Consider the following 22,242-nt stretch of genomic DNA (forward strand, 5'->3'; position numbering starts at 1 on the left):
TCGCGAACTTTACGGTAAACCTTCGGTTAATTTCCTGCCCTTGAGAGAGGTCCCGCTTGATCGCGCCCGTTCGCGACATGGGTGATGCGCTGGTGTCCCCGCCGGCCATTACGCTCGACCAGATGCAGGCGATCTTCGCCAGTCTGCGGGACGGGCTGATCGTGTGCGACGCGACCGGTCGGATCGTTGCGTTCAATCAAGCGGCGATGGAGCTGCACGATCTCGACGCGGTCGAGATCGGCGTCTCGATCAACCAATATGATTCCTGGTTCGACGTCGAAACGCCCGACGGACGTCCGTTGCCGCGCAACGAATGGCCGATGGTGCGTGTGCTGCGCGGCGAAAGTTTCGTCGATCTCGAAGTTGGCATTCGCGCGCGCGAGAGCGGACGGCGCGTCATCGGTTCGTATAACGGCGTACCTGTTGCGGGTCCCGACGGAACTTTGGCGTTCGGCGTGTTGACGGTGCGCGAAGCAACCGCGCGGCGCGCGACGCAAAAAGCCTTGCGCGACAGCGCCCAGCATTATCGCGAGCTGGCTGCCGCAATTCCGCATTTCGTGTGGATGGCCGATGCGCAAGGCCGCTGGTATTTCGTCAACGATCTGTGGGTCGAACGCGTTGGCTTGGATCCGCGCCAGTCGGCTGGTGAAGGCTGGTTGAACGCGGTGCATCCCGAGGACCGCGCGCCGTTGCTGTCGACCTGGACGCAGGCGCGCGCGTCGGGCGGCATTCTCGACGGTGAAGCGCGCGTGCGCATGGTGGAAGGCGATTGGCGTTGGCACATGTTGCGCGGCGTGCCGTTGCGCGACGCGCAGAATCGCATCGTGCGTTGGATTGGTACCTGCACCGATATCGACGATCAGCGTCGCACCGACGAAGCACTCCGCCGCAGCGAAGCGCGCTTCCGCACCGCACTGCGCGACAGTCCGATCTGCGTCTATCAGACCGATCGCGATCTTCGTTACACGTGGCTGTACAATCCGTTGTTCGACGGCGTGTCGGTGGCGCGCGCGATCGGCCGCACCGACATCGACATTCTGGGCAAAGACGCAGGCCAGGAGCTGCACGATTTCAAGCAGCGCGTTCTGACCAGCGAAGCAGGCGCCTCGACCGAAATCGTCGTGCCGTTCGCGTCGGGCGCACGCAGCCTGCTGATCAACGCCGAGCCGTTGCGCGACGAATATGACCGCGTCGTCGGCTTGACGGCCGCCATGCTGGACACGACGCAGCATCGCGAAGCCGAACGCACCATCCGCGAAAGCGCCGAACGTCTGCGCCTGGTGTTCCAAGCCACCAACGACGCGGTGTGGGACTGGGATATCGGCACCGGTCATGTCGTGTGGAACGAAGCGATTTCGACGTTGTTCGGCTGGCCCGCCGATGAATTCGAAGCGACGCGCAGCTGGTGGGTTGCGCGCCTGCACGAAGAAGATCGCGACCGTGTTCTGGCCTCGATCGATCGTGCGCTGGCCGAACGCGACGGCGACGGACGCTGGACCGCCGAATATCGCTTCGCACGCCATGACGGCACCCATGCCGAAATTCTCGATCGCGGCTACGTCGTGCGCGGCCAGGACGGAACGCCGGCGCGCATGATCGGCGCGATGCTGGATGTGACGCAGCGCAAGCGCGCCGAGCAACACCAGGCGCTGTTGCTGGCCGAACTGAATCACCGTGTGAAGAACACGCTGGCGACGGTGCAGTCGATCGCGTCGCAGACCTTGCGCCGCAAAGGCACGCTGGAAGAATTCGCTGAGACGTTCAATGGGCGCCTGCGTTCGCTGGCGGCCGCGCACAGCCTGCTGACGCGCGGCAACTGGGAAGGTGCGGAGCTGCGCGACATCGTTGCGATGGCGCTGAAACCCTATCGCCAAGCCGAAAACGTGGTGATCGAAGGACCCGATGCGGCGCTGGGGCCGAACATCGCGCTGACCTTTTCGATGGTGCTGCACGAATTGTCGACCAACGCCGCCAAATACGGCGCGCTGTCGACGCCGGGCGGCCGCGTCGAGGTTCGGTGGGCGAGCGAAGTCACCGACGGTTCGACCGATCTCGTTCTGCGTTGGCACGAATATGACGGACCTGCGGTCACCGAGCCGAGCGAGCAGGGCTTCGGCAGCTATCTGATCCGCAACATCATCGGCTATCAGCTGAAAGGCCGTTCCGAGCTGCTTTACGCACCGACCGGCGTGACCTGCACGATCAGCCTGCCGTGGCCCAAGCTGGGCACGCACGAGCCGGAAGGCGCGGTCTAAGAAGCTTTACGCGACGCTCGCTTCGGCGCGGTTCATCGCGGCGGCGAGCGTGTCGACGCCGTACGGTTTCTCGATGCGCGGCGCGTCGCGCAGATGTTCGGGAAAGCGGCTCATATCGTCATAGCCCGACGACAAAACGTAGGGCACGCCGCGTTGGCGCAGCGTTTCGACGAGCGGAAAAATGAAGGCGCCTTCGAGATTGATGTCGAGCACGGCGAGGTCGAAACCGCCGCGCGTCACCGCACGATCGGCATCTTCGAGCGATCCAAACGGCCCGATCACGTCATGCCCAAGCTCCTCGAGCATGGAGGCGATTTCGAGGGCGATGAGTTGTTGGTCTTCTACGACAAGAACGCGCACGGACTCTTCATCGCTCGAACGCGGCAATGGTTCAAGCCAGCGCAAAAAATTGTTCGGATTGGGCAAGAAGCTCACGCATGCCGTTTGCGTCCATGACTAAAGTTGCACATGTCTAAACTGGAATAGGCAGCGCCGATCGCGGCAACCGGGCCGGGCCATCGCGGGGGTCGGGACGGCCAGCGGGTAGATTGACGTGACGCGCCCGGACCGGGCAGGTGACCTTCATGGTAGCGAAAACCAGGACCGCTTCGGCCAAGATCGATGTCGATCTCAACGCCGTCATTGTGGCGGTCGCCGAGACCGAGGTCCGTCCGCTGATCCTGACCCGGCCCGTCGACGGACCCGCCACCTTGCCGTCCGGCCCGCTCGATCCCGCCGCACATCGCAAGATGGAGCGCAATCTGCGCGACTGGGTCACCGAGCAGACTGGGCTCGGGCTGGGCTATGTCGAACAGCTCTACACGTTCGGCGATGGCGGTCGCGATCCGCGCCTCGATCAGGACGGGCATCGCCAAGTCTCGATCTGCTATCTCGCGCTGACACGCAGCGACGCCGAAGACGGCATGCGCTGGCGCGACTGGTACGACTTTCTGCCGTGGGAAGATTGGCGCAGCGGACGACCGGCTGTGCTCGACGAGATTCTGCCGTTCCTGTCGGCCTGGCGCGACAAGGCGCAGGATGCTGAACAGTTGAAGACGCGCGCAGCGCGCATCCAGCTATTGTTCGGCGTCGGGCAAGCGGGATGGGATTCGGAACGCACGCTCGAACGCTACGAGCTGCTGTGGGAAGCGGGGCTGGTCGAAGAGGCGCGCTGGCGTGCGGATAAGCCGCCGCGCGCACCGACCATCGGCGAAGCCATGGCGCTCGATCATCGGCGCGTGCTGGCGACCGCGATTTCGCGTCTGCGCGGCAAGCTGAAATACCGCCCGGTCGTATTCGAGCTGGTGCCGCCGACCTTCACTTTGGGACAGCTGCAGCGAACCATTGAAGCTCTGTCAGGCGTGCGGCTGCATACGCAGAATTTTCGCCGGCTGGTGGAGAAGGGCGGGCTGGTTGAGGCGGCCGGTGGTCCGGCCGCATCGACGCGTGGACGCCCGGCCGAACGATTCCGCTTCCGCACGCAGGTGCTGTTGGAACGACCGGCACCCGGCGTCGGGCTGCCCGAGATCCGTTCGTAGAGGTTGCATCGGCCGGCCTCGGCTGCCACAAGGCCGCGCCTCTATCTTTCCCCGCAACGCACGAGGGCCCCGAACGTGCGGAAACCAACCGACATCGTGAGCTGAATGGCGTTGCCGGATCCGCGCAACGCCTGGCGTGCGCCCACCATTACGCTGGGCTGGCCCGAACGGCTGCGTCTCAATTTGTGGGACGTGCCGGCGTTCGCGCTCGTGCTGGGTGCGCTGATCCTGCTCACGATCGGCGGCGCGGGCATGTCGACGCCGTACGACATCGGCGATCCGCTCGACGTCACGCTCGATCCGCATGTCCTGCCGTATTACGCGCTGCGCTCGGTGCTGCGCATGTTCGCCGCGTTGGCGTTGTCGATCTCGTTCAGCTTTATCGTTGCGATTGCAGCGGCGCGGTCGCGTCGCGCCGAGAAGCTGATCGTGCCGATGCTCGACGTGCTGCAATCGGTGCCGGTCCTGTCATTCCTGACCATCACCGTCACCGGCTTCATCGCGCTGTTTCCGGGATCGCTGCTGGGCGTCGAATGCGCGTCGATTTTTGCGGTGTTCACCAGCCAGGCTTGGAACATCGCCTTCTCGCTCTACCAATCCTTCATCACCGTGCCGAAAGAGCTGCGCGAAGCTGCGCGCACCTTGCATCTCGGTGCGTGGAAAAGTTTCTGGCGTCTCGACGTTCCGTTCGCGATGCCAGGGCTGATCTGGAACATGATGGCGTCGATGTCGGGCGGCTGGTTCTTCGTCGTCGCGTCGGAAGCGATCACCGTGTCGGACCAGACGATCCTGCTGCCCGGCATCGGCAGCTACATCTCGGTTGCGATCCAGCAAAAAGATCTCGGCGCCATCGCCTGGGCGATCGGCGTCATGTTCGTGGTCATTCTCGCTTACGACCAGCTGCTGTTCCGCCCGCTGCTGGCCTGGGCCGAGAAGTTCAAACCCGAAGGTGCGACGCCCGACATTCTCGAGCGCCCGTGGTTTCTCACCATGCTGCAGAAAGCGCGCCTGGCCGAAGCCGTACGCGCAGTTGCATCGTGGATCTATCGCGGATCGAGCCGCAGCCTGCGCACAGTGCGCGCGTTGGTGCCGTTGCGCGCGCAACCGCAATTCCCGCCCGAAGCCAATACGAGCCACGATCGTCGATCGATTTGGGTCGATCGCGGCTGGGACGCGTTGCTGTTGCTGGGCGCGCTCGCCATTGCGCTCAAGATCGGCGAGTTCGTGCGCGAATCCGTGCCCGGCGACGAGATCGTGCAGGTCTTTTTCTACGGCGCGCTGACTGCGCTGCGCGTGTTCGTGCTGGTCGCGATCGCCAGCGTCGTGTGGGTGCCGATCGGTGTCTATATCGGCCTGCGGCCAGCCTGGGCGCGGCGCGCGCAACCGATCTTTCAATTCCTCGCGGCGTTTCCGGCCAATCTGTTTTATCCGATCGCGGTCGCGGGCATCGTCTATTTCCATCTGAATGACGAGATCTGGCTGTCGCCGCTGATGGTCCTCGGCACGCAATGGTACATCGCGTTCAACGTGATCGGTGGCGCGTCGGCACTGCCGCGCGATTTGCAACTGGTCGCCGACAATCTGCATCTGCCGCGTTGGCTGTGGTGGCGGAAATTCATCATTCCCGGAATTCTGCCGGCCTATGTCACCGGTGCAGTCACCGCGGCGGGCGGCGCGTGGAATGCAGCGATCGTCAGCGAGATCGTGACCTGGGGCGACATTGAATTGTCGGCGACCGGCATCGGCGCCTATATCGGCAAAGCCAGCCACGCCGGCGATTTTCCGCGCCTGTGGTTGGGCACCGCCGTGCTGTGTGTCTATGTGATCGTGTTCAACCGGACTGTCTGGCGGCGCCTCTACGAATACGCTGCCGAACGCTCGCGCCTGGACTAGAGGAAGCAACGCGATGCCGAACGAAGATGTGCTGATCCAAACGCAGGGCCTGGCGAAAAGCTATGTCACCGCCGATGGATCCGAGCGGCAGGTGCTGGAAGATATCGACTTCACCTTGCGTGCGGGCGAGATCGTCGCCGTGTTGGGCAAGTCGGGTGCGGGCAAGTCGACCTTCCTGCGTCTGGTTGCGGGCCTGTCGAAGCCGAGCGGCGGCGAAGTCACCTATATGGGCAGCAAGGTCACCGGCCCGGTGCGCGGCGCCGGCATGGTGTTTCAAAGCTTCGCGCTGTTTCCGTGGCTGACCGTGCTGGGCAATGTTGAACTCGGTCTCGAAGCGCAGAATGTCGGCAAGGCTGAACGGCGCAAACGCGCGCTGGCCGCGATCGATCTGATCGGACTCGACGGCTATGAAAGCGCCTATCCGAAAGAGCTTTCGGGCGGCATGCGCCAGCGCGTCGGCTTTGCGCGCGCGCTGGTCACCAATCCCGACGTTTTGTTGCTCGACGAACCGTTCAGCGCGCTCGACGTGCTGACGGCGGAAACGCTGCGCGGCGACATGGTCGATTTGTGGCTCGACCAAAAGATCCCGACGCGGTCGATCTTGCTGGTTAGCCACAATATCGAAGAAGCGGTCGAGATGGCCGATCGCATCGTCGTGTTTACCTCGGATCCTGGTCGCATTCGCGCGCAGATTCATATTCCGCTGCCGCGTCCGCGCGACTGGAACTCAGCCGGATTTCGCCAAGCGGTCGACCAAGTCTACACCTTGCTGACCACGACGATCGGCGGCGGCGGCAAGCGCGGCATGCGCGGCGATCAGTTGGAATTCGGTTCACGCCTGCCTGAAGCACCGACGCAGCAAGTTGCAGCGCTGATCGACACGCTGATGGAAGAGAAGTTCCGCGGCCGCGCCGACTTGCCCGAACTGGCCGACTATCAAAACCTGTCGGCCGACGATCTCTTCCCGCTGATCGACGCGATGCAGTTGCTGGGTTTCGCACGTGTCGGCGGCGGCGACATCGAATTGACCGCGGTGGGCAAGACCTTCAGCGACGCCGAGATCGACGATCGCAAGCGCATGTTCAAAGAAGCGCTGCTGCTCAACGTTCCGCTGGCGGCACATATCGACAAGGTGCTGCGCGAACGCCCCAACCACAAAGCGCCGGCGGCGCGTTTCCTGCGCGAACTCGAAGACCATCTGTCGGAAGAAGAGGCCGAGCGCACCTTGGACCGGCTGATCAACTGGGGCCGCTACGCCGAGCTGTTTGCCTACGACTACGACACCGAGACGTTCCGCTACGAGACCGAGGACGCGTAGCCCCGCAGGAATCCTGCGATTTTGACTTGTTACAGATCGGCGGGTTGACTTCCGGCAGCTAATGCTCAATTTGAGCACAAGTCCGGGGGTGGCCCCGGCGCACGCGAGTTTCCCATGGCACAGCCTCTGCGCGCCGTTGGTCAGTCTGACCTCGCTTTCACGCCTGAGATCGCGCTTGCGACCCAGCCGCTCTACGAGCGCGTCAAACGCGTCATCCCCGCGATCGAATGGCCGGCGCACGCGCCGCTGATCCACCGGATCAACCAGCTCAAGCGCGAAAAGAACGCGGTCATTCTGGCGCACAATTATCAGACGCCGGAAATCTTCCACTGCGTTGCCGACGTTGTCGGTGACTCGTTGGCGCTGGCTGCGAAAGCGGTCGACACGACGGGCGACGTCATCGTGATGGCGGGCGTGCACTTCATGGCCGAAACCGCGAAGCTGCTGAATCCGTCCAAACGCGTGTTGATCCCCGACAGCCGCGCCGGTTGTTCGCTGGCCGAGTCGATCACGCCCAACGACGTGCGCTTGCTGCGCCAGAAATATCCGGGCGTGCCGGTGATCGCTTACGTCAATACCTCGGCTGCGGTGAAAGCCGAAGTCGATATCTGCTGCACGTCCGGCAATGTCGTCGAAGTGATCGAAAGCCTTGGCGTGCCGCGCGTCATCTGTTTGCCGGACGAATATCTGGCGCAGTGGGCGCAGACCCAGACCAAGGTCGAGATCATCGCCTGGAAAGGGCACTGCGAAGTGCACGAGCGCTTCACTGCAGCCGAGATCCGCAGCTTCCGCGCCGCCAATCCCGGCGTGACGGTGCTGGCGCATCCCGAATGCCCGCCCGAGGTCATCGCCGAAGCCGACTTCACCGGCTCGACTGCGGGCATGTCGAACTATGTCGGCCGCGAGAAGCCGGCCAAGGTGCTTCTCGTCACCGAATGTTCGATGAGCGACAACGTCGCCGCCAACCATCCGGCGACCGAGTTCGTGCGTCCGTGCAATCTGTGTCCGCACATGAAGCGCATTACGCTCGCCAACATTCTCGACGCGCTGGAAAACGATCGTATCGAAGTGACGATCGACGCGGATATCGCCGACCGCGCACGCGCCTCGGTCGAGCGCATGCTCGCCGTCAAACCAAGAAACTGACGTGAACCCCGATCTACGCGCCGACCTGGTCGTGGTCGGCGCCGGCATCGCCGGACTGACGGCGGCGCTGGAAGCAGCACCGCGGCGCGTCTTGTTGCTGGCCTCGTCGCCACTGACCGAAGGTGCATCGAGCGCCTGGGCGCAGGGCGGCATCGCGGCTGCGATCGGCACCGACGATTCCGTCGCCGAACATCTCGCCGACACGCGCGCTGCAGGCGCGGGGCTGGTCGATGACGACGCAGCACAAGCAGTGCTGGCGCGTGCGCCGGCTGCAATCGCAGCTTTGGTCGCACGCGGCGTCGTGTTCGACAAAGACGCGGATGGATCGCTGTCGCTGGGCCGCGAAGCCGCGCACGGTCGCCGCCGCATCGCGCATGTCGCCGGTGACTCGACCGGTCTCGCCGTGACGCGTGCCCTGGCCGATGCGGTTCGCCAGGCACCGCATATCGAATTGCTGCAAGCAGCCGCACGCGCATTGTTGGTCGAGAATGGCCGCGTCGTCGGCGTGCTGGTCGAACAGAGTGGACGCAGCATCGCGATTGCGGCGGGCGGCGTGCTGCTTGCGACCGGCGGCATCGGACAGTTGTACGACCGCACCACCAATCCGCTGGATGCGCGTGGCGACGGCCTTGCGCTGGCGGCGCGGGCAGGGGCCGAGCTGGTCGATCTCGAATTCGTGCAGTTCCATCCGACTGCGATCGACGTCGACGCCAATCCGCGTCCGCTTGCGACCGAAGCGCTGCGCGGCGAGGGGGCGACGTTGATCGATGCCGACGGGCATCGCTTCATGCCCGCGATCGATCCGGCTGCCGAGCTGGCGCCGCGCGACGTGGTTGCGCGTGCAATCTTCGCGCAGCAGCGCGCCTTTCTCGACGCACGCGCGATCGGCGATCGTTTTCCGGAGCGGTTTCCCACCGTGTTCAAGCTGTGCGCTGCGCACGGGATCGATCCGCGCGTGACACCGATCCCGGTTGCACCGGCGGCGCATTATCACATGGGCGGCATCGCCGCCGACGCGCGCGGCCGCACCTCGCTCAGCGGTCTGTGGGCTGCGGGCGAAGTCGCGTCGACCGGCATGCACGGCGCCAATCGTCTTGCGTCGAACTCGCTGCTCGAAGCCTTGGTCGCGGGCGGCATCGCTGCAGCGGATATGTGCGCGTCGTCGGGCCCGGCACCGCTGTCGCTGCCCGATGCACCGCGCCTGATCGATCCGCTGCGCGACGCGGCGAGGATTGAGGCGTTGCGCACCTTGATGTTCAGCCTGGTCGGTGTCGTGCGCGACGCGACCGGCCTGACTGCGGCGCGCAAAGCATTCGCTGCGCAGATGGACGCGCCGGGCGAACTCGGCCGTCGCGCAACCGTGAGTTATCTGCTGGCGACCGCGGCGCTGGCACGCGAAGAAAGCCGCGGCGGCCATTTCCGTAGCGACTTTCCTGTCTCAAAAGAAGAATCCCGCACGCGCATTCGCTGGACGCTGGCGACTGCGTGCGCGCGCGAACGAGAAGCCGCATGAGCACCGACCGTCCCAAACTGCCGCAGATCGAGATCGAACGTTTGGTGCGCATCGCACTGGAAGAGGATCTTGGCATGGCCGGCGATCTCACAAGCGACGCCGCGATCGACGCCAACGCGCTGGCGCGCGCCGCTTTCGTCGCGCGCGGCGACGGTATTCTGGCCGGTATCGAATTCGCGCGCGAAGCGGTCCGGCAGCTCGATCCAGGCGCGCAGTTTGACGTGCGCATCGTCGACGGCACCGCGATCAAGCGCGGCGACGTGGTGGCCGAGGTGCAGGGCAATGCCCGCGCGCTGCTGGCGGCCGAACGCAACGCGCTGAACTTTCTGACCCATCTATCTGGCGTCGCGACCCTGACGCGCCGCTATGTCGACGCGGTTGCGGGCACCAAGGCGCATATTGCGGCGACGCGCAAAACCTTGCCGGGCCTGCGCAGCGCGCAGAAATGGGCGGTCCGGATCGGCGGCGGCGAACCGCATCGCTACGGCCTGTTCGACGCGGTGCTGCTCAAAGACAACCATCTCGCCGCAAGTGGTTCGATCACCAAAGCGATCGCACGTGCGCGCGCCTATGCGGGCCACATGGCCAAAGTTGCGTGCGAAGTTGATCGCCTGGATCAGCTCGACGAAGCGCTAGCGGCAGGCGTCGATTCCGTGCTGCTCGATAATATGGATCCGCCGACCTTGGCTGAAGCGGTCAAGCGCACGGCTGGCCGCGCAATCACCGAAGCGTCCGGCGGCGTGTCGCTCGACACAGTACGCGCGATTGCCGAGGCGGGCGTCGACGTGATCTCGATCGGCCGCATCACGCACAGCGCTCCAGTGCTGGATCTCGCGCTGGATTGGCGCGAATGAATGAAGGCGATCACGGTGACGGGACTTGGCTGCGCAAACTCCTAGACGTCTGGCCTGACGAGATTGGGTTTCAACTTCGCCAGAATCCTTCGTTCAACATCTACAGCGCTTTTATGGAGCTGAAATGGATGTTGGACATCGCGATCAAGAAGAATGACGTCGCGCAGATCGACCAAATCATGGCGTATGCCAATTGGTGTGCGAACCAGAAGGCAAGGGCGCTCCGCAACGCGGCCGGCGTTTCATTTTTTGAAGACATCGTTACGTGTGATCGTGCCGCTTGGCCGATGCTGTTTGCGCGCATCGATCCACAAGTCATTTGCGACGTGTATAGTTTACTCGAATGGCGGCTGAGCAAGGCGCCGCCGGACCAAATGGTCGAAGTCGAACGGCTGACGCGAGCCGCACGCGAAGGTCGCAAATTTAGCCGCTACGATCCAAGGAACTGGCCGCAGCGCGCGATCCGCGGCACCGACGACTTTCCCGACGATTAAGGCGCCGTCGTCGCCTCGACCTGCACGGTTGCGCCCAGGCGTGTGCCGGCCTCACGCAGCGTCGTACCCAGCGCGCGCAACGCGGTGATGGCGGCTTCGGCTTTCTGGCGCATCGCGGAATCGACAGGCGCGGTGATGGTGCGGTCGAACGGGACTTCGATTGCGGCGACTGCGTTCTCGGCCCGGTGCAAGGTCGCGGTCACGCGCGCGGCCAAAGCCGGATCGACGCGCGCGACGAGCTGGTCAAAACCGGCACGCTGCGTGCCCGTCGGTGCTTCACCCGTCCACACGGCGCGGATGCCGCGCAGCGCGAAGCTGATGTCGCGGTCGCTCGTGTCCGACGCGTCCGAGGACTCATCGCGCTGGTCGCCGCTATCGAGCGGCGTCGCAATCGCACGGCCCGCGATCTCGGCGTAGGCGGTGCGCGCCAGACCGGTCAGCGTGTTGCTCAACGCTTCGCGCTGGCTCAGCAGCAGGAAGCGCGCTGTGTAGCTCTGCTTGGCTTTGGCGTCCCACGCAGCTGCGACCGCTTTCAGGTCGTCGACCAGCTGATCGGTTGCGAGCTTCAAATAGGCGCGACGGCGATCGTTGTTGACCTGGCCGGCAAGGAAGTCGGTGTAGGCGCGCTGGCCCGGCGCATAGGGCGCCATGTCCTGGCCCCACAGCAGAAACTCGACCGCGTGCCAGCCCAGCACCGCACCGCTGCGGCCTTCGGCGAGCGAGCGCTTGATCAGCTCGTCGCGGGTCAGCGCGACTTTGGTGTCGTTGATCAGGCCGGCGGTCGGATTGGCTTCGACATAATCGATGCTGGAATCGTCGATCGGCCAGGCGTCGATGCGGCGAGCCGGCGAGCCGGCCTTGGCGTCGACGACATCGACCGGGCCCTGGGCAAAGCGGAAGGCGAGGGTGCGCAGCCAGGACGGGCGCGCATTGACCCAGATCGCGCGCGCTTCGTTCAGCGCCGCGTCGCTGGGCGTCTTGAGGAACTCGTCGACTGCACGCTTCAGCCGTTCCGATTCCGTCGCTGCCTGGGCGTAGCTCTCAGCCGCAAGCTGCGCATAGGCGGCGAGTTGCGGTTTGGCGTCGAAGCTGACTGGCTTGGCAGCAGCCGGCGCGGCCTTGGTCGCTTTGGTTGTCTTGGCAGTCTTGGTCGCGGCCTGCTGGGCAACAGCAGGAACGGCAAAGGCAGAGATGGCGAGGGCGACAAGCCCGACTTGGATCGCGAACGAACGACGGCGGTGCATACGGACGATCCAGAACCTTCTTTGGAGAATCCCCGGCGCTGAACGGCCGGTTGGGCGCCGATGCCTAGCGCGTTTTTCTGCGGATTGGGAACCAGTCCGCAGAAAAACGCGCCAACAAAAGCCGAGCTAGAGCCGGTTGCCAATCGGCAACCGGCTCTAGCATCACGCTCGCATCGCGCAAACGCCCCAGATGCGTTCCGTGTGCGTCGTGCGTCGGACGTCGCCGAACGGTCACGCCGGGTCGAGTCGCGCTTTCTGCGCCGGACAGGTCGAACCCGCCTCGCTGCAGCGCGTTGATGACACCGGTTGTTCAGTGCGTGGCCGCGAACAGGCGAGCCCGCCGGACGTTCGGGAATTGCGCCGCGAGGCTTCGCCAACGTCTGGTTTGGTTTCAGCGACTTAGAATCGCGACCTGATCTTTTGGATGCACAAATTCGGCCGATTTTTTGGGCCCCAGGAACTCCAACCGGGTTTCGGCATTATTCATCCATTGCCGTAAATCGGCCCGGATTGTAATGATCTTTCTTTCGCACTTGCACCATTCGGAGCCCGACATGAGCCCCTTGGACGATACATCCCGCCGCTTCCCGGCCCTCGAGACCGACCGTTTTGCCGGCATCAAACGCGACTACACCGACGCCGACGTTGCGCGCTTGTCGGGGTCGGTTCGCATCGAGCACACGCTTGCTGAACTCGGCGCCCGCCGTTTGTGGGAGCTGCTGAAGACTCGCCCCTACGTCCATTCGCTTGGCGCCATGACCGGCAACCAGGCGATGCAGATGGTCAAAGCGGGGCTGGAAGCGATCTATCTGTCGGGTTGGCAGGTGGCGGCCGACGCGAACGTCGCCGGCCAGATGTATCCCGACCAGTCGCTCTACCCGGCCAACTCGGTGCCGCTGGTGGTCAAGCGCATCAACCAGGCGCTGCAGCGCGCCGACCAGATCCATCACATGGAAGGCAAGGGCGATAAGACCCACTGGTTCGCGCCCATCATCGCCGACGCGGAAGCCGGCTTCGGTGGCGCGCTCAACGCGTTTGAGCTGATGAAGGCGATGATCGAAGCGGGCGCTGCGGGCGTGCATTTCGAAGATCAGCTGGCGTCGGAAAAGAAGTGCGGCCATCTCGGCGGCAAGGTTCTGGTGCCGCAATCGCAGTTCGTGCGGACTCTGAACGCAGCCCGACTTGCGGCAGATGTTTCAGGCACTTCGACCTTGTTGTTCGCACGCACCGACGCAGAGTCGGCGCAGCTTCTGACCTCGGACGTCGACGAGCGCGATCATCCGTTCATCGATCGCAGCGACCGGACCAGCGAAGGCTTCTACCGGATCAAGAAGGGTGTCGGTCTCGACTACTGCATCGCGCGCGGCCTGACCTATGCCGAGTACGCCGACTTGCTGTGGTGGGAGACGTCGCACCCGGATCTCGACGACGCGCGCAAGTTCGCCGAAGCGATCCACAAGAAATTCCCCGGCAAAATGCTGTCCTATAACTGCAGCCCGTCCTTCAACTGGCGTGCGAAGTTGGACGAAGCCACGATCGCCAAGTTCCAGCGTGAGCTGGGCGCGATGGGCTATAAATTCCAATTCGTTACGCTGGCCGGCTTCCACAGCCTCAACTACGCGACGTTCGATCTTGCTCGTGGTTACAAGGAGCGCGGCATGGCTGCGTATTCCGAGCTGCAGCAGAAAGAGTTCGCGGCTGAGAAGGACGGCTTTACCGCCGTGAAGCATCAGCGCGAAGTCGGCACCGGCTATTTCGATGCGGTCGCCGAGGCCGTGTCAGGTGGAAAATCCTCGACCACGGCGCTGAAGGAATCGACCGAAGCCGCCCAGTTCCACTGAGCTAGACCACGCAGCGGGCTCCCGGGTTTCTGCTCGCCGAGCGAAATCCGGGAGAACCCTGCGAAACGCTAGATATAGGGGCGGCGCGCAATGCTGCGATGCGCTCTGCCGCAGCCCAAATGGGCCGCAAATCGTTGACACGCCTCGAGTCGGGGCCATATCAACGCCCGCGCGACGACATCCGTCGCCGACTTCCAATAGTCATCCAAGCACGCGACTAAGCGAGATCTCTCGCCGCCTCGCTTGGCGGAGCGCGCCCTGCCGTTACCGGGCTGCATACGAGAGGACCTTACTTGCACATGGAGAAACCACTCGCCGGAAAGAAAGTCGCGATCCTGATCGCGAATGGATTCGACGAGATCGTGATGACCGACGCCCAGCGCGCCTTGTTGGCTGCCGGCGCGACGGTGAAGACCATCAGCCCGGAAAACGGGTTGGCCAACGGCTGGCACGGCACGGGCTGGGGCCACTACTTCCCGGTCGACAAGTCGATCGCCGAAGCCTTGTCGGCAGACTTCGACATGCTGGTCGTGCCGGACGGCACGCGCGGCATTCTGAAACTGGCGGGCACGGCCCACTCGAAGCGCATCGTTCGCGGCTTCCTCGACGCCGATAAGCCGGTGGCGCTGAAGGGCGCTGCGGTTGAACTTCTGGCGCTGAGCGATCGCGCCCAGGGCCGTACCGTCGCCGTCGAAGGCGAGCTGGTGGCCAAGCTGGCCGAAGCCGGGGCCAAGGCCTCGGGCGAAGCCCAGACGATCGACAATCAGTTGCTGACCGCGACCGAAGCGGCCGACACGGCTGGCTTCATTGCCGGCACGATCGAGCTGTTCGCCAATGCTCCGGAGCTGCGCGACGCGGCCTGACGCCGGAACTCGCGATATTTGGAAGGGCGGTCCCGAAAGGGCCGCCCTTTTGTTTTGTCTTGGACGGACGTAGGACGGTCGCATGCGCGCTGAACTGGTGACCCTTTCTGAGGACGTAAATCGCTCGCTCGCTTTGCTGCGCCGGCATCTCGACTGGGAAGTCGCGGTGCGCCGGCTGGACGAGCTGAACGCGCTCTCGGAAGACCCGAACCTGTGGAATGACGCCGCCAAGGCGCAGACCATCATGCGCGAGCGCACCAAGCTCGAGCAGGCGATCAACGGCGTGCGCCAGATCGAACGCGAACTCGCCGACAATCTCGACATGGTCGAGCTGGCCGAAGCAGAAGGCGACGCGGCTCTGGTCGCCGAAGCCGAAGCTGCGCTGGCGCGGATCAAAGCCGACGCAGCGAAGAAGGAACTTGAAAGCCTTCTGTCCGGCGAAGCCGACGCCAACGACTGCTTCCTCGAAGTCAATTCCGGCGCCGGCGGTACCGAGGCGCAGGATTGGACCGAGATGCTGCTGCGCATGTACACGCGCTGGGCCGAGCAGCACGGCTACAAAGTCTTCCTGATCGAAGAGAGCCCGGGCGAAGAAGCCGGTCTCAAATCGGTGACGATTCAGATCAGCGGTCACAACGCCTATGGCTGGCTGAAGACTGAAGGCGGCGTGCATCGCCTGGTGCGCATCTCGCCGTTCGACAGCCAGGCGCGTCGCCAGACCAGCTTCGCTGCGGTGCAAGTGTCGCCGGTGATCGACGACGCGATCGAAGTCGAAATCGACGACAAGGATCTGCGCGTTGACACGTACCGCGCGTCGGGTTCCGGCGGTCAGCACGTCAACAAGACCGACTCTGCGGTGCGCATCACGCATATTCCGACCGGCATCGTGGTCGCGTCGCAGCAGGAACGTTCGCAGCATCAGAACCGCGCCAAAGTCATGCAGGTTCTGCGCGGCAAGCTGTTCGAGTTGGAGCTGAAAAAGCGCGAAGAAAAACTCGCCTCGTTCCAGGGCGAGAAGAGCGACATCGGCTGGGGTCACCAGATCCGCAGCTACGTGTTGCAGCCGTACCAGATGGTCAAAGACCTGCGCACCGGCGTCGAAAAGGGCAATGCGCAGGGCGTGCTCGACGGTGATCTCGACGATTTTCTCGCCGCCGCTTTGGCTGCGCGCGTGAAGGAAACCGAGCTGGCGGGCTAAGAATCTAGCCTCGCGCAGCGAGGCTCTCACTTCTTCTGCAAGAAGTCAGAGGCGCTTCGCGCCTATTTCCCCCAGGCCACGAACGGCCCGTTGAGGAAATCTTTTTTGCCGTACGTGAATGCGCCGCCGTCGGGCAGTTCAACCCGACCACCGGCGGCGTTCACGATCGCGTGACCCGCGGCCGTGTCCCATTCGTAGCTCGGTCCGAAACACGGATAGACGTCGGCGATGCCGGCAGCGACGTCGCATAATTTGACCGCACTGCCGCGTTGCACGACTTCGTGCACCTTGTGCGCGGCGAGAAACTCGTCGACGCCCTGCGTGCGTCCGCGGAAGCGGCTTTGCACGACGGTCAATCCCGCTGCGGGGCGTGCGCGCGTGCGCATCGGTGAATCGCGACCGTCGCCGCGCGCAACCACAGCGCCGCCGGGCGTCGTCGCGGCGTAGCAAAGATTGCCAACCGGCACATACATCACGCCAAGTACCGGCTGCCCGTCCCAGATCAGTCCGATATTCACCGTGAAGTCGCCGGTCCGGGCGAGGAAGTCGCGCGTGCCGTCGAGAGGGTCGACCAACCAGAATCCACGCGCGCCCGTCGCATCGCCGTGGCGGCTTTCTTCCGACACAACCGGAATGTTGGGTGTCAGTTTGAACAGGCCGGGGCTGACGATGTTGTCGGCATCGAAATCGGCCTGCGTCACCGGGCTGCCGTCCTGCTTGTGTGTCGGCGCCGGCGGCGAATCGTAATGTGCGAGAATGGCGCGACCCGCTGCACGCGCCAGCGCGCGAACTTCGGGGAGGAGGGCGGCAAGGTCGAGATCCATGCCGTCCTCGTCGCAGGATCTGCGGCTGCCGTCTAGCCGCGACGCTCTTCGTCGCGTTCTTCCTGTTCCTGCTCGACCAAGGCCGCGTCGACGCTGCTCACCGGGTCGCCTTTGGCGGCCATGCTGCGAAACTTGTCGCGCAGCTCTTCCAGCTCTTCACTGGTCAGGTCCTCGAGATTGAGCAGGCTGTTGCGCGCGCGCCGGTTGACCGAGATCAACTCGTCCAACTTGAGATGGATCGCACATGTATCGCGGTCCTGGGTGTTCTGGATCAGGAACACCATCAAGAAGGTGATGATGGTCGTGCCAGTGTTGATCACCAGTTGCCACGTGTCCGAATAGTGAAAGATCGGACCGGTCGCGCCCCAGACGACGACGATCAAGACCGCCAGCAGAAATGCGCTTGGCCTGCCGGACGCGCGTGCAGTCCAGGCCGCGAACTGGTGGAACAGCTTTTTCATGCAACTACAAACCCCGGCGCGCGCCGAGAGTTTCGTCAAACAGCAAGTCTGGAACCGGTCTGCGAACTTCTGTAGGGCTGAAGTTCCTGACAGATGGAGCGGTTCGATGCGGAAGTTCGCTTGGGTCGGCGTTGCGGCATTGGCAATGTTGTCAGCCTCCGCGCAGGCGGCGTCACAATCGGGACTGGATCTCGACGGCATGGACCGCAATGTCCGCGCCTGCGACGACTTCTATCGCTTCTCCTGCGGCGGCTGGCTGAAAGCCAACCCGGTGCCCGGCGACCAGGCCGTCTGGGGCGTCGACACCAAGATGGCCGAGGAAATTCGCGGCAAGCTGCGCGCGATTCTCGAACGCGCGGCGACGCAGCCAACGCCGGATACGAAAAAGATCGGAGACTTCTGGTCGGCCTGCATGGACGAGGCTGCGATCGAAGCGAAAGGCACCGCACCGCTGCAGGCCGCGCTCGATTTGATCGCGGGCTTGAAGACGACGCGCGACGCTGCCGACATTCTGGCCAAGCTGCATCGCATGGGCGTCGGCGCCTTGTTCGGCTTTGGCTCGCAATTGGATTTCGGCGACGCGACGCAGCAGATTGCAGCGGTCGATCAAGGCGGGTTGGGCCTGCCCGAACGCGATTACTATTTGAAGGCCGATCGCGCCGATCTGAAGCGCGATTACGAAGCCCATGTCGCGCGCATGTTCGTGTTGGCGGGCAATGACGCAGCGACGGCGCAGAAGAACGCTGCCACGGTGCTGGCGATCGAAACCCAACTCGCCAAAGCGTCGATGGGCGTCGTCGAACGGCGCGATCCGCGCAAGCTCTATCACAAGCAAAAGACCAGCGTGCTCGAAGCCAAGGCGCCGAAATTCGGTTGGACGACCTACACGCGTGCCGTCGGTGCGCCCGAGATCGATCAGCTCAACGTCGTCAACGCGACCTATCCGCAAGCGATCGACGCGCTGTTGAACGACAAGGACCTGCCGCGCCTGCGCACCTATCTTGCGTGGCAGGCGATGCACCAGCTGGCCGACGGGTTGCCACAGCGTTTCGTGCAAGAAACCTTCGACTTTTTCGGCACGCGTCTCAGCGGCGCGAAAGAGTTGAAGCCGCGCTGGAAACGCTGCGTGATCGCGACCGATGGGGTGCTGGGCGAAGATCTCGGCCGCGCCTTTGTCGCCGACGCGTTCCCGCCTGCCGCCAAAGTGAAGATGCAGGAACTGGTCAAAGCGCTCGACCAGGTCTTCGCCGAAGATATCGACCAGATCGACTGGATGGGGCCCGCGACCAAAGGCAAAGCGCGCGAGAAGCTGGCCGCGATCGCCAACAAGCTCGGCTATCCCGACAAATGGCGCGACTACAGCAAGCTCGATATTCGTCGCGACGATTGGATGGGCGATCTCCAGCGCGGCGCTGCGTTTGAACTGCAGCGACAGCTGAACCGGATCGGCCAGCCGGTCGATCGCAGCGAGTGGGAAATGACGCCGCCGACCGTCAACGCCTATTACGACCCGCAGAAGAACGACATCAATTTCCCCGCCGGCATTCTGCAGCCGCCCTATTTCGACGTGTCGTTTGATGACTCGGTCAATTACGGCGCCACCGCCGCAACGGTTGGCCATGAAATGACGCACGGCTTCGACGACGAAGGCCGTCGCTTTGACGCCAAGGGCAATCTCAAAGATTGGTGGACCGCGGACGACAGCAAACGGTTCGACGACAAAGCTGCGTGCGTTGCCAAACAATATGACGGCTACGAAGCGGTGCAGGGCACCAAGCTCAACGGTAAGCTGACCTTGGGCGAGAATGTCGCCGATCTTGGCGGCACGCGGCTGGCGCTGTTGGCGTATTTGAAACGCGCGGCGGCAACCAAGTCGGCGGAGATGGATGGTTTCACGCCGACGCAGCGTTTCTTCGTCGCCTATGCGCAAAGCTGGTGCACCAACCTGACGCCGGAATTTGCCAAGCGGATGGCGCTGACCAATCCGCACTCGACCGCCGAATGGCGCGTCAACGGCGTCGTCGCCAATCTCGGTGAATTCGCGCAGGCGTTTTCGTGCAAAGCGGGCGACAAGATGGTGCGCACGACCCAGTGCCGGGTCTGGTGACCTCGATGCATTGGCGCAACTGGGTGTTTCTCGGCATCGCGGCGACGATTGCGGTGCTGACGATCGAAACCGCACGACAAAAGGTGCAAGCGACGCGACCGGCGTTACGGCGGCAACTCGATCCCGATGATCGGAAGCCGGACTGGTATCACCCGAAAGAAACGCGTCCCGCCGAGAAGAAACCGAGCGAGCCGATCGGACCCGGCTAGAGCGAATCCACCGCGCCGTGGCGCGCATCGCGATCGCGGACGAAGCCGTCGAAAATCGCAGCAGCATTTGGCAGGTCGGTCGCGGCACCGCGATCGGCGGCCTGGAGCAATTCGCCCAGCGGCGTGAAGCCCAGCATCTCTTCCGGCATCACGTGGCGAAACGCCATCGACCAGTCTTTGTAGGCGCGCGTCTTCGCTTCCTGCAGAAACAGCTCGCGATAGGAATGGTGGCGCGTGTCGCGCCGCAAACGCGCACGCAACGCATCGACTGCGCCGGGCGGACCCTCGATCGTCTGGACGAACCGTTCGTTGCCGTAGAGCAGCAGCCCGGTGATGTTGTCCTCAAGATTGCGCTGCCGCGATTGTCGCAGCAGCGCGATCAAGTCGTCCTCATCGTAGGCGCGCGCGGCGGCGCTGACATATAGAAGGCGAGACAGCAGCATGCGGCCGCACACTCGCTCCAGTCGTGCGGCGGATCAAGTTTGCTGGTCAGCGCCGGTCGAAGCAGGCCAAACGCCCGTCGATATTGGCGATATCGTTGCGGCAGTCGCGCGCATCGATGCGGCTGGTGCGCCATTCGCCATCCTGATCCTGGCACCGGGCACGAATCATCGGGCCGTCCTGGCGGACGTCGCGGCAGGTCGCCAGATAGGAACCACCCGCGCGCCGGCCGCCCCAGCCACCGCCGCTGGCGCAGTTCAGCCGGCCATTGTCGTTCTCGATGCCGCCGCCGCGGCAGTCGCCGGCGTCGATCCGGCTTTCGCGCCACTGGCCATCGCGCGTCATGCACAGCGCGGTCAGCGTATCGCCGCGCATATAGGGATCGCGGCAGGTCTCCCGCCACGTGCCGCCCGGGACCGACTGCGCGGACGCAGAACCGGCGAAAGAGAGCAGGGCGAGGGCGAGCAGCAGGGCGACGCGGTGCATTTGGTTCTCCGTGTTTTGCATGGAGAACACCCGACCCAGCCGAAAGCTCCCGCTCGACGCGGGATTTTTCGCAGCCGTCAGACCGGCGGCGCGTGGGAGATGAATTTGGTGACCAGGTACGGCAGCAGGGCTTCGGCGCCGCCTTCGCGCCCATAGCCGCTTTCCTTGACGCCGCCGAACGGCGTCTCGGGAAGCGCCAGCGGCCCTTGGTTGATCGACACCATGCCGACTTCCAGCGCTGCAGCGACGCGATCGGCGCGATGCGCGTCGCCGTCGAACATGTAGGCAGCCAAGCCGAACGGCAGCGCGTTGGCGCGCGCGATCACTTCTTCTTCGCTGTCGAAGGGAAGGATCGCAACGATCGGGCCGAACGGTTCTTCGGTCAGCAGTCGCGCATGTTCGGGCACGTCGGCGACGACGGTGGGCGACCAGAAGTTACCCGCATTGCCGTGGCGTGCACCGCCGGCGGCGATGCGCGCACCGGCTTTGCGCGCGTCTTCGGTGAAGCTTTCGATCGACGACAGGCGGCGCGCATTGGCGAGCGGTCCCATCTCGGTCTTGTCGTCATGACCGGGGCCAAGGCGCATCGACGATGCACGCGCGCTGAACGCATCGACGAAATCCTTGTACTGTCCGCGCTGCACGAACAGACGCGTCGGTGAGATACAGACCTGACCGGCATTGCGGAACTTGCCCGCTGCGATTGCCTTTGCGGTCGCTTCGACGCCGACATTGTCGAACACCAAGACCGGCGCGTGTCCGCCCAGCTCCATCGTGCAGGGCTTCATGTACTGCGCCGCCAAAGCAGCCAGCTGTTTGCCGACCGGGATCGAGCCCGTGAACGACACTTTGCGAATGCGCGGATCGGGAATCAGCGACGACGACACGAAGGCGGGATCGCCGAACAACAGATTCAGCACGCCGGGCGGTAAGCCCGCATCGTGAAACGCTTCGACGATCGCGATGCCGGCGGACGGGGTTTCTTCCGACGGTTTCAGCACCATCGAACAACCGGCGGCCAAGGCAGCGGCGACTTTGCGGATCGGCTGCGAAACCGGGAAATTCCACGGCGTGAACGCAGCAACCGGACCGACCGGTTCGGGTGCAGCGACCTGGCGAATGTCGGGACGGCGACCGGGGATGCCGCGCACATAGACGCGGCGGCCTTCTTCGGCACACCAGTCGACGATGTCGGCCGAGGCGACGACTTCCATCTTGGCTTCGCGCAGCGGCTTTCCCTGTTCGCGCGTCATCGACGCGGCGATGTCGTCGGCGCGTTCGCGCAGCTTCTGCGCCGCGGCGCGCAGGACGCGCGAGCGATCGTACGCAGAGGTGCGCGACCAGACCTGAAAGCCGCGCAGCGCCGCCGCAGCCGCGTCATCGAGATCTTTGGCGCCGGCATGGCTCAGCTTGCCCAGCTCGGTGCCGGTGGCGGGGTCGATGATCGCCGTGTGCGTACCGGCCGAACCACGGCGCCAGGCGCCATCGATATAGAGGGGATCGTCGCGAAGCATTGAGGTCATGTCCTTGCGGTGTCGGTCCCAGATAAGGGCCGCC

20 protein-coding genes are annotated in these 22,242 nt (G+C 64.1%); 13 read left to right on the forward strand and 7 right to left on the reverse strand.

Annotated elements, in window-relative coordinates; genetic code table 11:
* The first annotated feature begins 56 nt into the window (after positions 1–56).
* Complete coding sequence (locus tag TMPK1_RS02270) at positions 57–2,255, forward strand: PAS domain-containing sensor histidine kinase (RefSeq protein ID WP_420241176.1); 2,199 nt, start codon at positions 57–59, stop codon at positions 2,253–2,255.
* A 6-nt stretch (positions 2,256–2,261) separates the two neighbouring features.
* Here the strand turns inward: TMPK1_RS02270 and TMPK1_RS02275 are convergent, their stop codons facing one another.
* Positions 2,262–2,690, reverse strand: a complete 429-nt coding sequence (locus TMPK1_RS02275; protein WP_420241177.1) for a response regulator — start codon at positions 2,688–2,690, stop codon at positions 2,262–2,264.
* A gap of 149 nt (positions 2,691–2,839) precedes the next feature.
* Here TMPK1_RS02275 and TMPK1_RS02280 point away from each other — a divergent pair, with 149 nt between their 5' ends.
* From TMPK1_RS02280 to TMPK1_RS02310, 7 genes are all read left to right on the forward strand, one after another.
* Positions 2,840–3,793, forward strand: coding sequence for an NUDIX hydrolase (locus tag TMPK1_RS02280; RefSeq protein ID WP_420241178.1), 954 nt, complete (start codon positions 2,840–2,842; stop codon positions 3,791–3,793).
* Between the two features lie 105 nt (positions 3,794–3,898).
* Positions 3,899–5,686 (forward strand): ABC transporter permease, encoded by a 1,788-nt coding sequence (locus TMPK1_RS02285; RefSeq protein ID WP_420241179.1) that lies wholly within the window; start codon positions 3,899–3,901, stop codon positions 5,684–5,686.
* Positions 5,687–5,699: 13 nt separating this feature from the next.
* Positions 5,700–7,004: an ABC transporter ATP-binding protein gene (locus TMPK1_RS02290; protein ID WP_420241180.1), complete on the forward strand. Its 1,305-nt coding sequence runs from the start codon at positions 5,700–5,702 to the stop codon at positions 7,002–7,004.
* Between the two features lie 114 nt (positions 7,005–7,118).
* Positions 7,119–8,150: a quinolinate synthase NadA gene (gene nadA / locus TMPK1_RS02295; RefSeq protein WP_420241181.1), complete on the forward strand. Its 1,032-nt coding sequence runs from the start codon at positions 7,119–7,121 to the stop codon at positions 8,148–8,150.
* 1 nt (position 8,151) lies between these two features.
* On the forward strand, positions 8,152–9,663 hold the full coding sequence (locus TMPK1_RS02300; RefSeq protein WP_420241182.1) for an L-aspartate oxidase: 1,512 nt from the start codon (positions 8,152–8,154) through the stop codon (positions 9,661–9,663).
* Positions 9,660–10,517: a carboxylating nicotinate-nucleotide diphosphorylase gene (gene nadC, locus TMPK1_RS02305; RefSeq protein ID WP_420241183.1), complete on the forward strand. Its 858-nt coding sequence runs from the start codon at positions 9,660–9,662 to the stop codon at positions 10,515–10,517. The genes TMPK1_RS02300 and nadC overlap by 4 nt, the downstream gene beginning before the upstream one ends.
* Positions 10,514–11,011: a DUF7674 family protein gene (locus tag TMPK1_RS02310; RefSeq protein ID WP_420241185.1), complete on the forward strand. Its 498-nt coding sequence runs from the start codon at positions 10,514–10,516 to the stop codon at positions 11,009–11,011. Before nadC ends, TMPK1_RS02310 begins: the two co-directional genes overlap by 4 nt.
* Here the strand turns inward: TMPK1_RS02310 and TMPK1_RS02315 are convergent.
* A complete protein-coding gene (locus TMPK1_RS02315; RefSeq protein ID WP_420241186.1) occupies positions 11,008–12,255 on the reverse strand; it encodes an imelysin family protein in 1,248 nt (415 codons plus the stop codon). The two genes, TMPK1_RS02310 and TMPK1_RS02315, sit on opposite strands and share 4 nt — an antisense overlap.
* Before the next feature lie 554 nt (positions 12,256–12,809).
* Between TMPK1_RS02315 and aceA the strand changes: the two genes are divergently transcribed.
* The 3 genes from aceA to prfB all read left to right on the forward strand — a co-directional run bounded on the left by aceA (position 12,810) and on the right by prfB (position 16,157).
* Positions 12,810–14,096 carry an isocitrate lyase gene (gene aceA, locus TMPK1_RS02320; RefSeq protein WP_420241187.1) on the forward strand — a complete coding sequence of 429 codons (1,287 nt, stop codon included), beginning with the start codon at positions 12,810–12,812 and terminating at the stop codon, positions 14,094–14,096.
* A 299-nt stretch (positions 14,097–14,395) separates the two neighbouring features.
* A complete protein-coding gene (locus TMPK1_RS02325; RefSeq protein WP_420241188.1) occupies positions 14,396–14,959 on the forward strand; it encodes a DJ-1/PfpI family protein in 564 nt (187 codons plus the stop codon).
* Between the two features lie 82 nt (positions 14,960–15,041).
* Positions 15,042–16,157 carry a peptide chain release factor 2 gene (gene prfB / locus TMPK1_RS02330; RefSeq protein ID WP_420241189.1) on the forward strand — a complete coding sequence of 372 codons (1,116 nt, stop codon included), beginning with the start codon at positions 15,042–15,044 and terminating at the stop codon, positions 16,155–16,157.
* Between the two features lie 62 nt (positions 16,158–16,219).
* Here the strand turns inward: prfB and cysQ are convergent, their stop codons facing one another.
* A complete protein-coding gene (cysQ, locus tag TMPK1_RS02335; RefSeq protein WP_420241190.1) occupies positions 16,220–16,981 on the reverse strand; it encodes a 3'(2'),5'-bisphosphate nucleotidase CysQ in 762 nt (253 codons plus the stop codon).
* Positions 16,982–17,013: 32 nt separating this feature from the next.
* Entirely contained in the window at positions 17,014–17,442 is a 429-nt protein-coding gene (locus TMPK1_RS02340; RefSeq protein ID WP_420241191.1) for a low affinity iron permease family protein, read from the reverse strand.
* Between the two features lie 106 nt (positions 17,443–17,548).
* On the opposite strand from TMPK1_RS02340, the gene TMPK1_RS02345 reads away from it, so the two are divergent.
* Both TMPK1_RS02345 and TMPK1_RS02350 read left to right on the forward strand, forming a co-directional pair.
* A complete protein-coding gene (locus TMPK1_RS02345) occupies positions 17,549–19,549 on the forward strand; it encodes a M13 family metallopeptidase (protein ID WP_420241193.1) in 2,001 nt (666 codons plus the stop codon).
* Complete coding sequence (locus TMPK1_RS02350; protein WP_420241194.1) at positions 19,534–19,758, forward strand: hypothetical protein; 225 nt, start codon at positions 19,534–19,536, stop codon at positions 19,756–19,758. Before TMPK1_RS02345 ends, TMPK1_RS02350 begins: the two co-directional genes overlap by 16 nt.
* Here the strand turns inward: TMPK1_RS02350 and TMPK1_RS02355 are convergent.
* The 3 genes from TMPK1_RS02355 to TMPK1_RS02365 all read right to left on the reverse strand — a co-directional run bounded on the left by TMPK1_RS02355 (position 19,755) and on the right by TMPK1_RS02365 (position 22,208).
* On the reverse strand, positions 19,755–20,201 hold the full coding sequence (locus TMPK1_RS02355) for a BLUF domain-containing protein (RefSeq protein ID WP_420241195.1): 447 nt from the start codon (positions 20,199–20,201) through the stop codon (positions 19,755–19,757). The two genes, TMPK1_RS02350 and TMPK1_RS02355, sit on opposite strands and share 4 nt — an antisense overlap.
* A gap of 46 nt (positions 20,202–20,247) precedes the next feature.
* Positions 20,248–20,685 (reverse strand): CVNH domain-containing protein, encoded by a 438-nt coding sequence (locus TMPK1_RS02360; RefSeq protein ID WP_420241196.1) that lies wholly within the window; start codon positions 20,683–20,685, stop codon positions 20,248–20,250.
* A gap of 77 nt (positions 20,686–20,762) precedes the next feature.
* Positions 20,763–22,208, reverse strand: coding sequence for an NAD-dependent succinate-semialdehyde dehydrogenase (locus TMPK1_RS02365; RefSeq protein ID WP_420241197.1), 1,446 nt, complete (start codon positions 22,206–22,208; stop codon positions 20,763–20,765).
* Positions 22,209–22,242: the final 34 nt, after the last annotated feature.

Origin of the sequence: Roseiterribacter gracilis, assembly GCA_018332375.1 — a bacterium.
In the GTDB taxonomy this organism is placed as follows: Bacteria; Pseudomonadota; Alphaproteobacteria; order BOG-932; family Roseiterribacteraceae; genus Roseiterribacter; species Roseiterribacter gracilis.

What these genes read in the sequence shown, in the direction of transcription:
- TMPK1_RS02280 (WP_420241178.1), top strand. Translation starts at nt 2,840, where the DNA reads ATGGTAGCGAAAACCAGGACCGCTTCGGCCAAGATCGATGTCGATCTC.
- TMPK1_RS02285 (WP_420241179.1), top strand. Translation starts at nt 3,899, where the DNA reads ATGGCGTTGCCGGATCCGCGCAACGCCTGGCGTGCGCCCACCATTACG.
- TMPK1_RS02290 (WP_420241180.1), top strand. Translation starts at nt 5,700, where the DNA reads ATGCCGAACGAAGATGTGCTGATCCAAACGCAGGGCCTGGCGAAAAGC.
- nadA (WP_420241181.1), top strand. Translation starts at nt 7,119, where the DNA reads ATGGCACAGCCTCTGCGCGCCGTTGGTCAGTCTGACCTCGCTTTCACG.
- nadC (WP_420241183.1), top strand. Translation starts at nt 9,660, where the DNA reads ATGAGCACCGACCGTCCCAAACTGCCGCAGATCGAGATCGAACGTTTG.
- TMPK1_RS02310 (WP_420241185.1), top strand. Translation starts at nt 10,514, where the DNA reads ATGAATGAAGGCGATCACGGTGACGGGACTTGGCTGCGCAAACTCCTA.
- TMPK1_RS02315 (WP_420241186.1), bottom strand. Translation starts at nt 12,255, where the DNA reads ATGCACCGCCGTCGTTCGTTCGCGATCCAAGTCGGGCTTGTCGCCCTC.
- aceA (WP_420241187.1), top strand. Translation starts at nt 12,810, where the DNA reads ATGAGCCCCTTGGACGATACATCCCGCCGCTTCCCGGCCCTCGAGACC.
- TMPK1_RS02325 (WP_420241188.1), top strand. Translation starts at nt 14,396, where the DNA reads ATGGAGAAACCACTCGCCGGAAAGAAAGTCGCGATCCTGATCGCGAAT.
- prfB (WP_420241189.1), top strand. Translation starts at nt 15,042, where the DNA reads ATGCGCGCTGAACTGGTGACCCTTTCTGAGGACGTAAATCGCTCGCTC.
- cysQ (WP_420241190.1), bottom strand. Translation starts at nt 16,981, where the DNA reads ATGGATCTCGACCTTGCCGCCCTCCTCCCCGAAGTTCGCGCGCTGGCG.
- TMPK1_RS02340 (WP_420241191.1), bottom strand. Translation starts at nt 17,442, where the DNA reads ATGAAAAAGCTGTTCCACCAGTTCGCGGCCTGGACTGCACGCGCGTCC.
- TMPK1_RS02345 (WP_420241193.1), top strand. Translation starts at nt 17,549, where the DNA reads ATGCGGAAGTTCGCTTGGGTCGGCGTTGCGGCATTGGCAATGTTGTCA.
- TMPK1_RS02355 (WP_420241195.1), bottom strand. Translation starts at nt 20,201, where the DNA reads ATGCTGCTGTCTCGCCTTCTATATGTCAGCGCCGCCGCGCGCGCCTAC.
- TMPK1_RS02360 (WP_420241196.1), bottom strand. Translation starts at nt 20,685, where the DNA reads ATGCACCGCGTCGCCCTGCTGCTCGCCCTCGCCCTGCTCTCTTTCGCC.
- TMPK1_RS02365 (WP_420241197.1), bottom strand. Translation starts at nt 22,208, where the DNA reads ATGACCTCAATGCTTCGCGACGATCCCCTCTATATCGATGGCGCCTGG.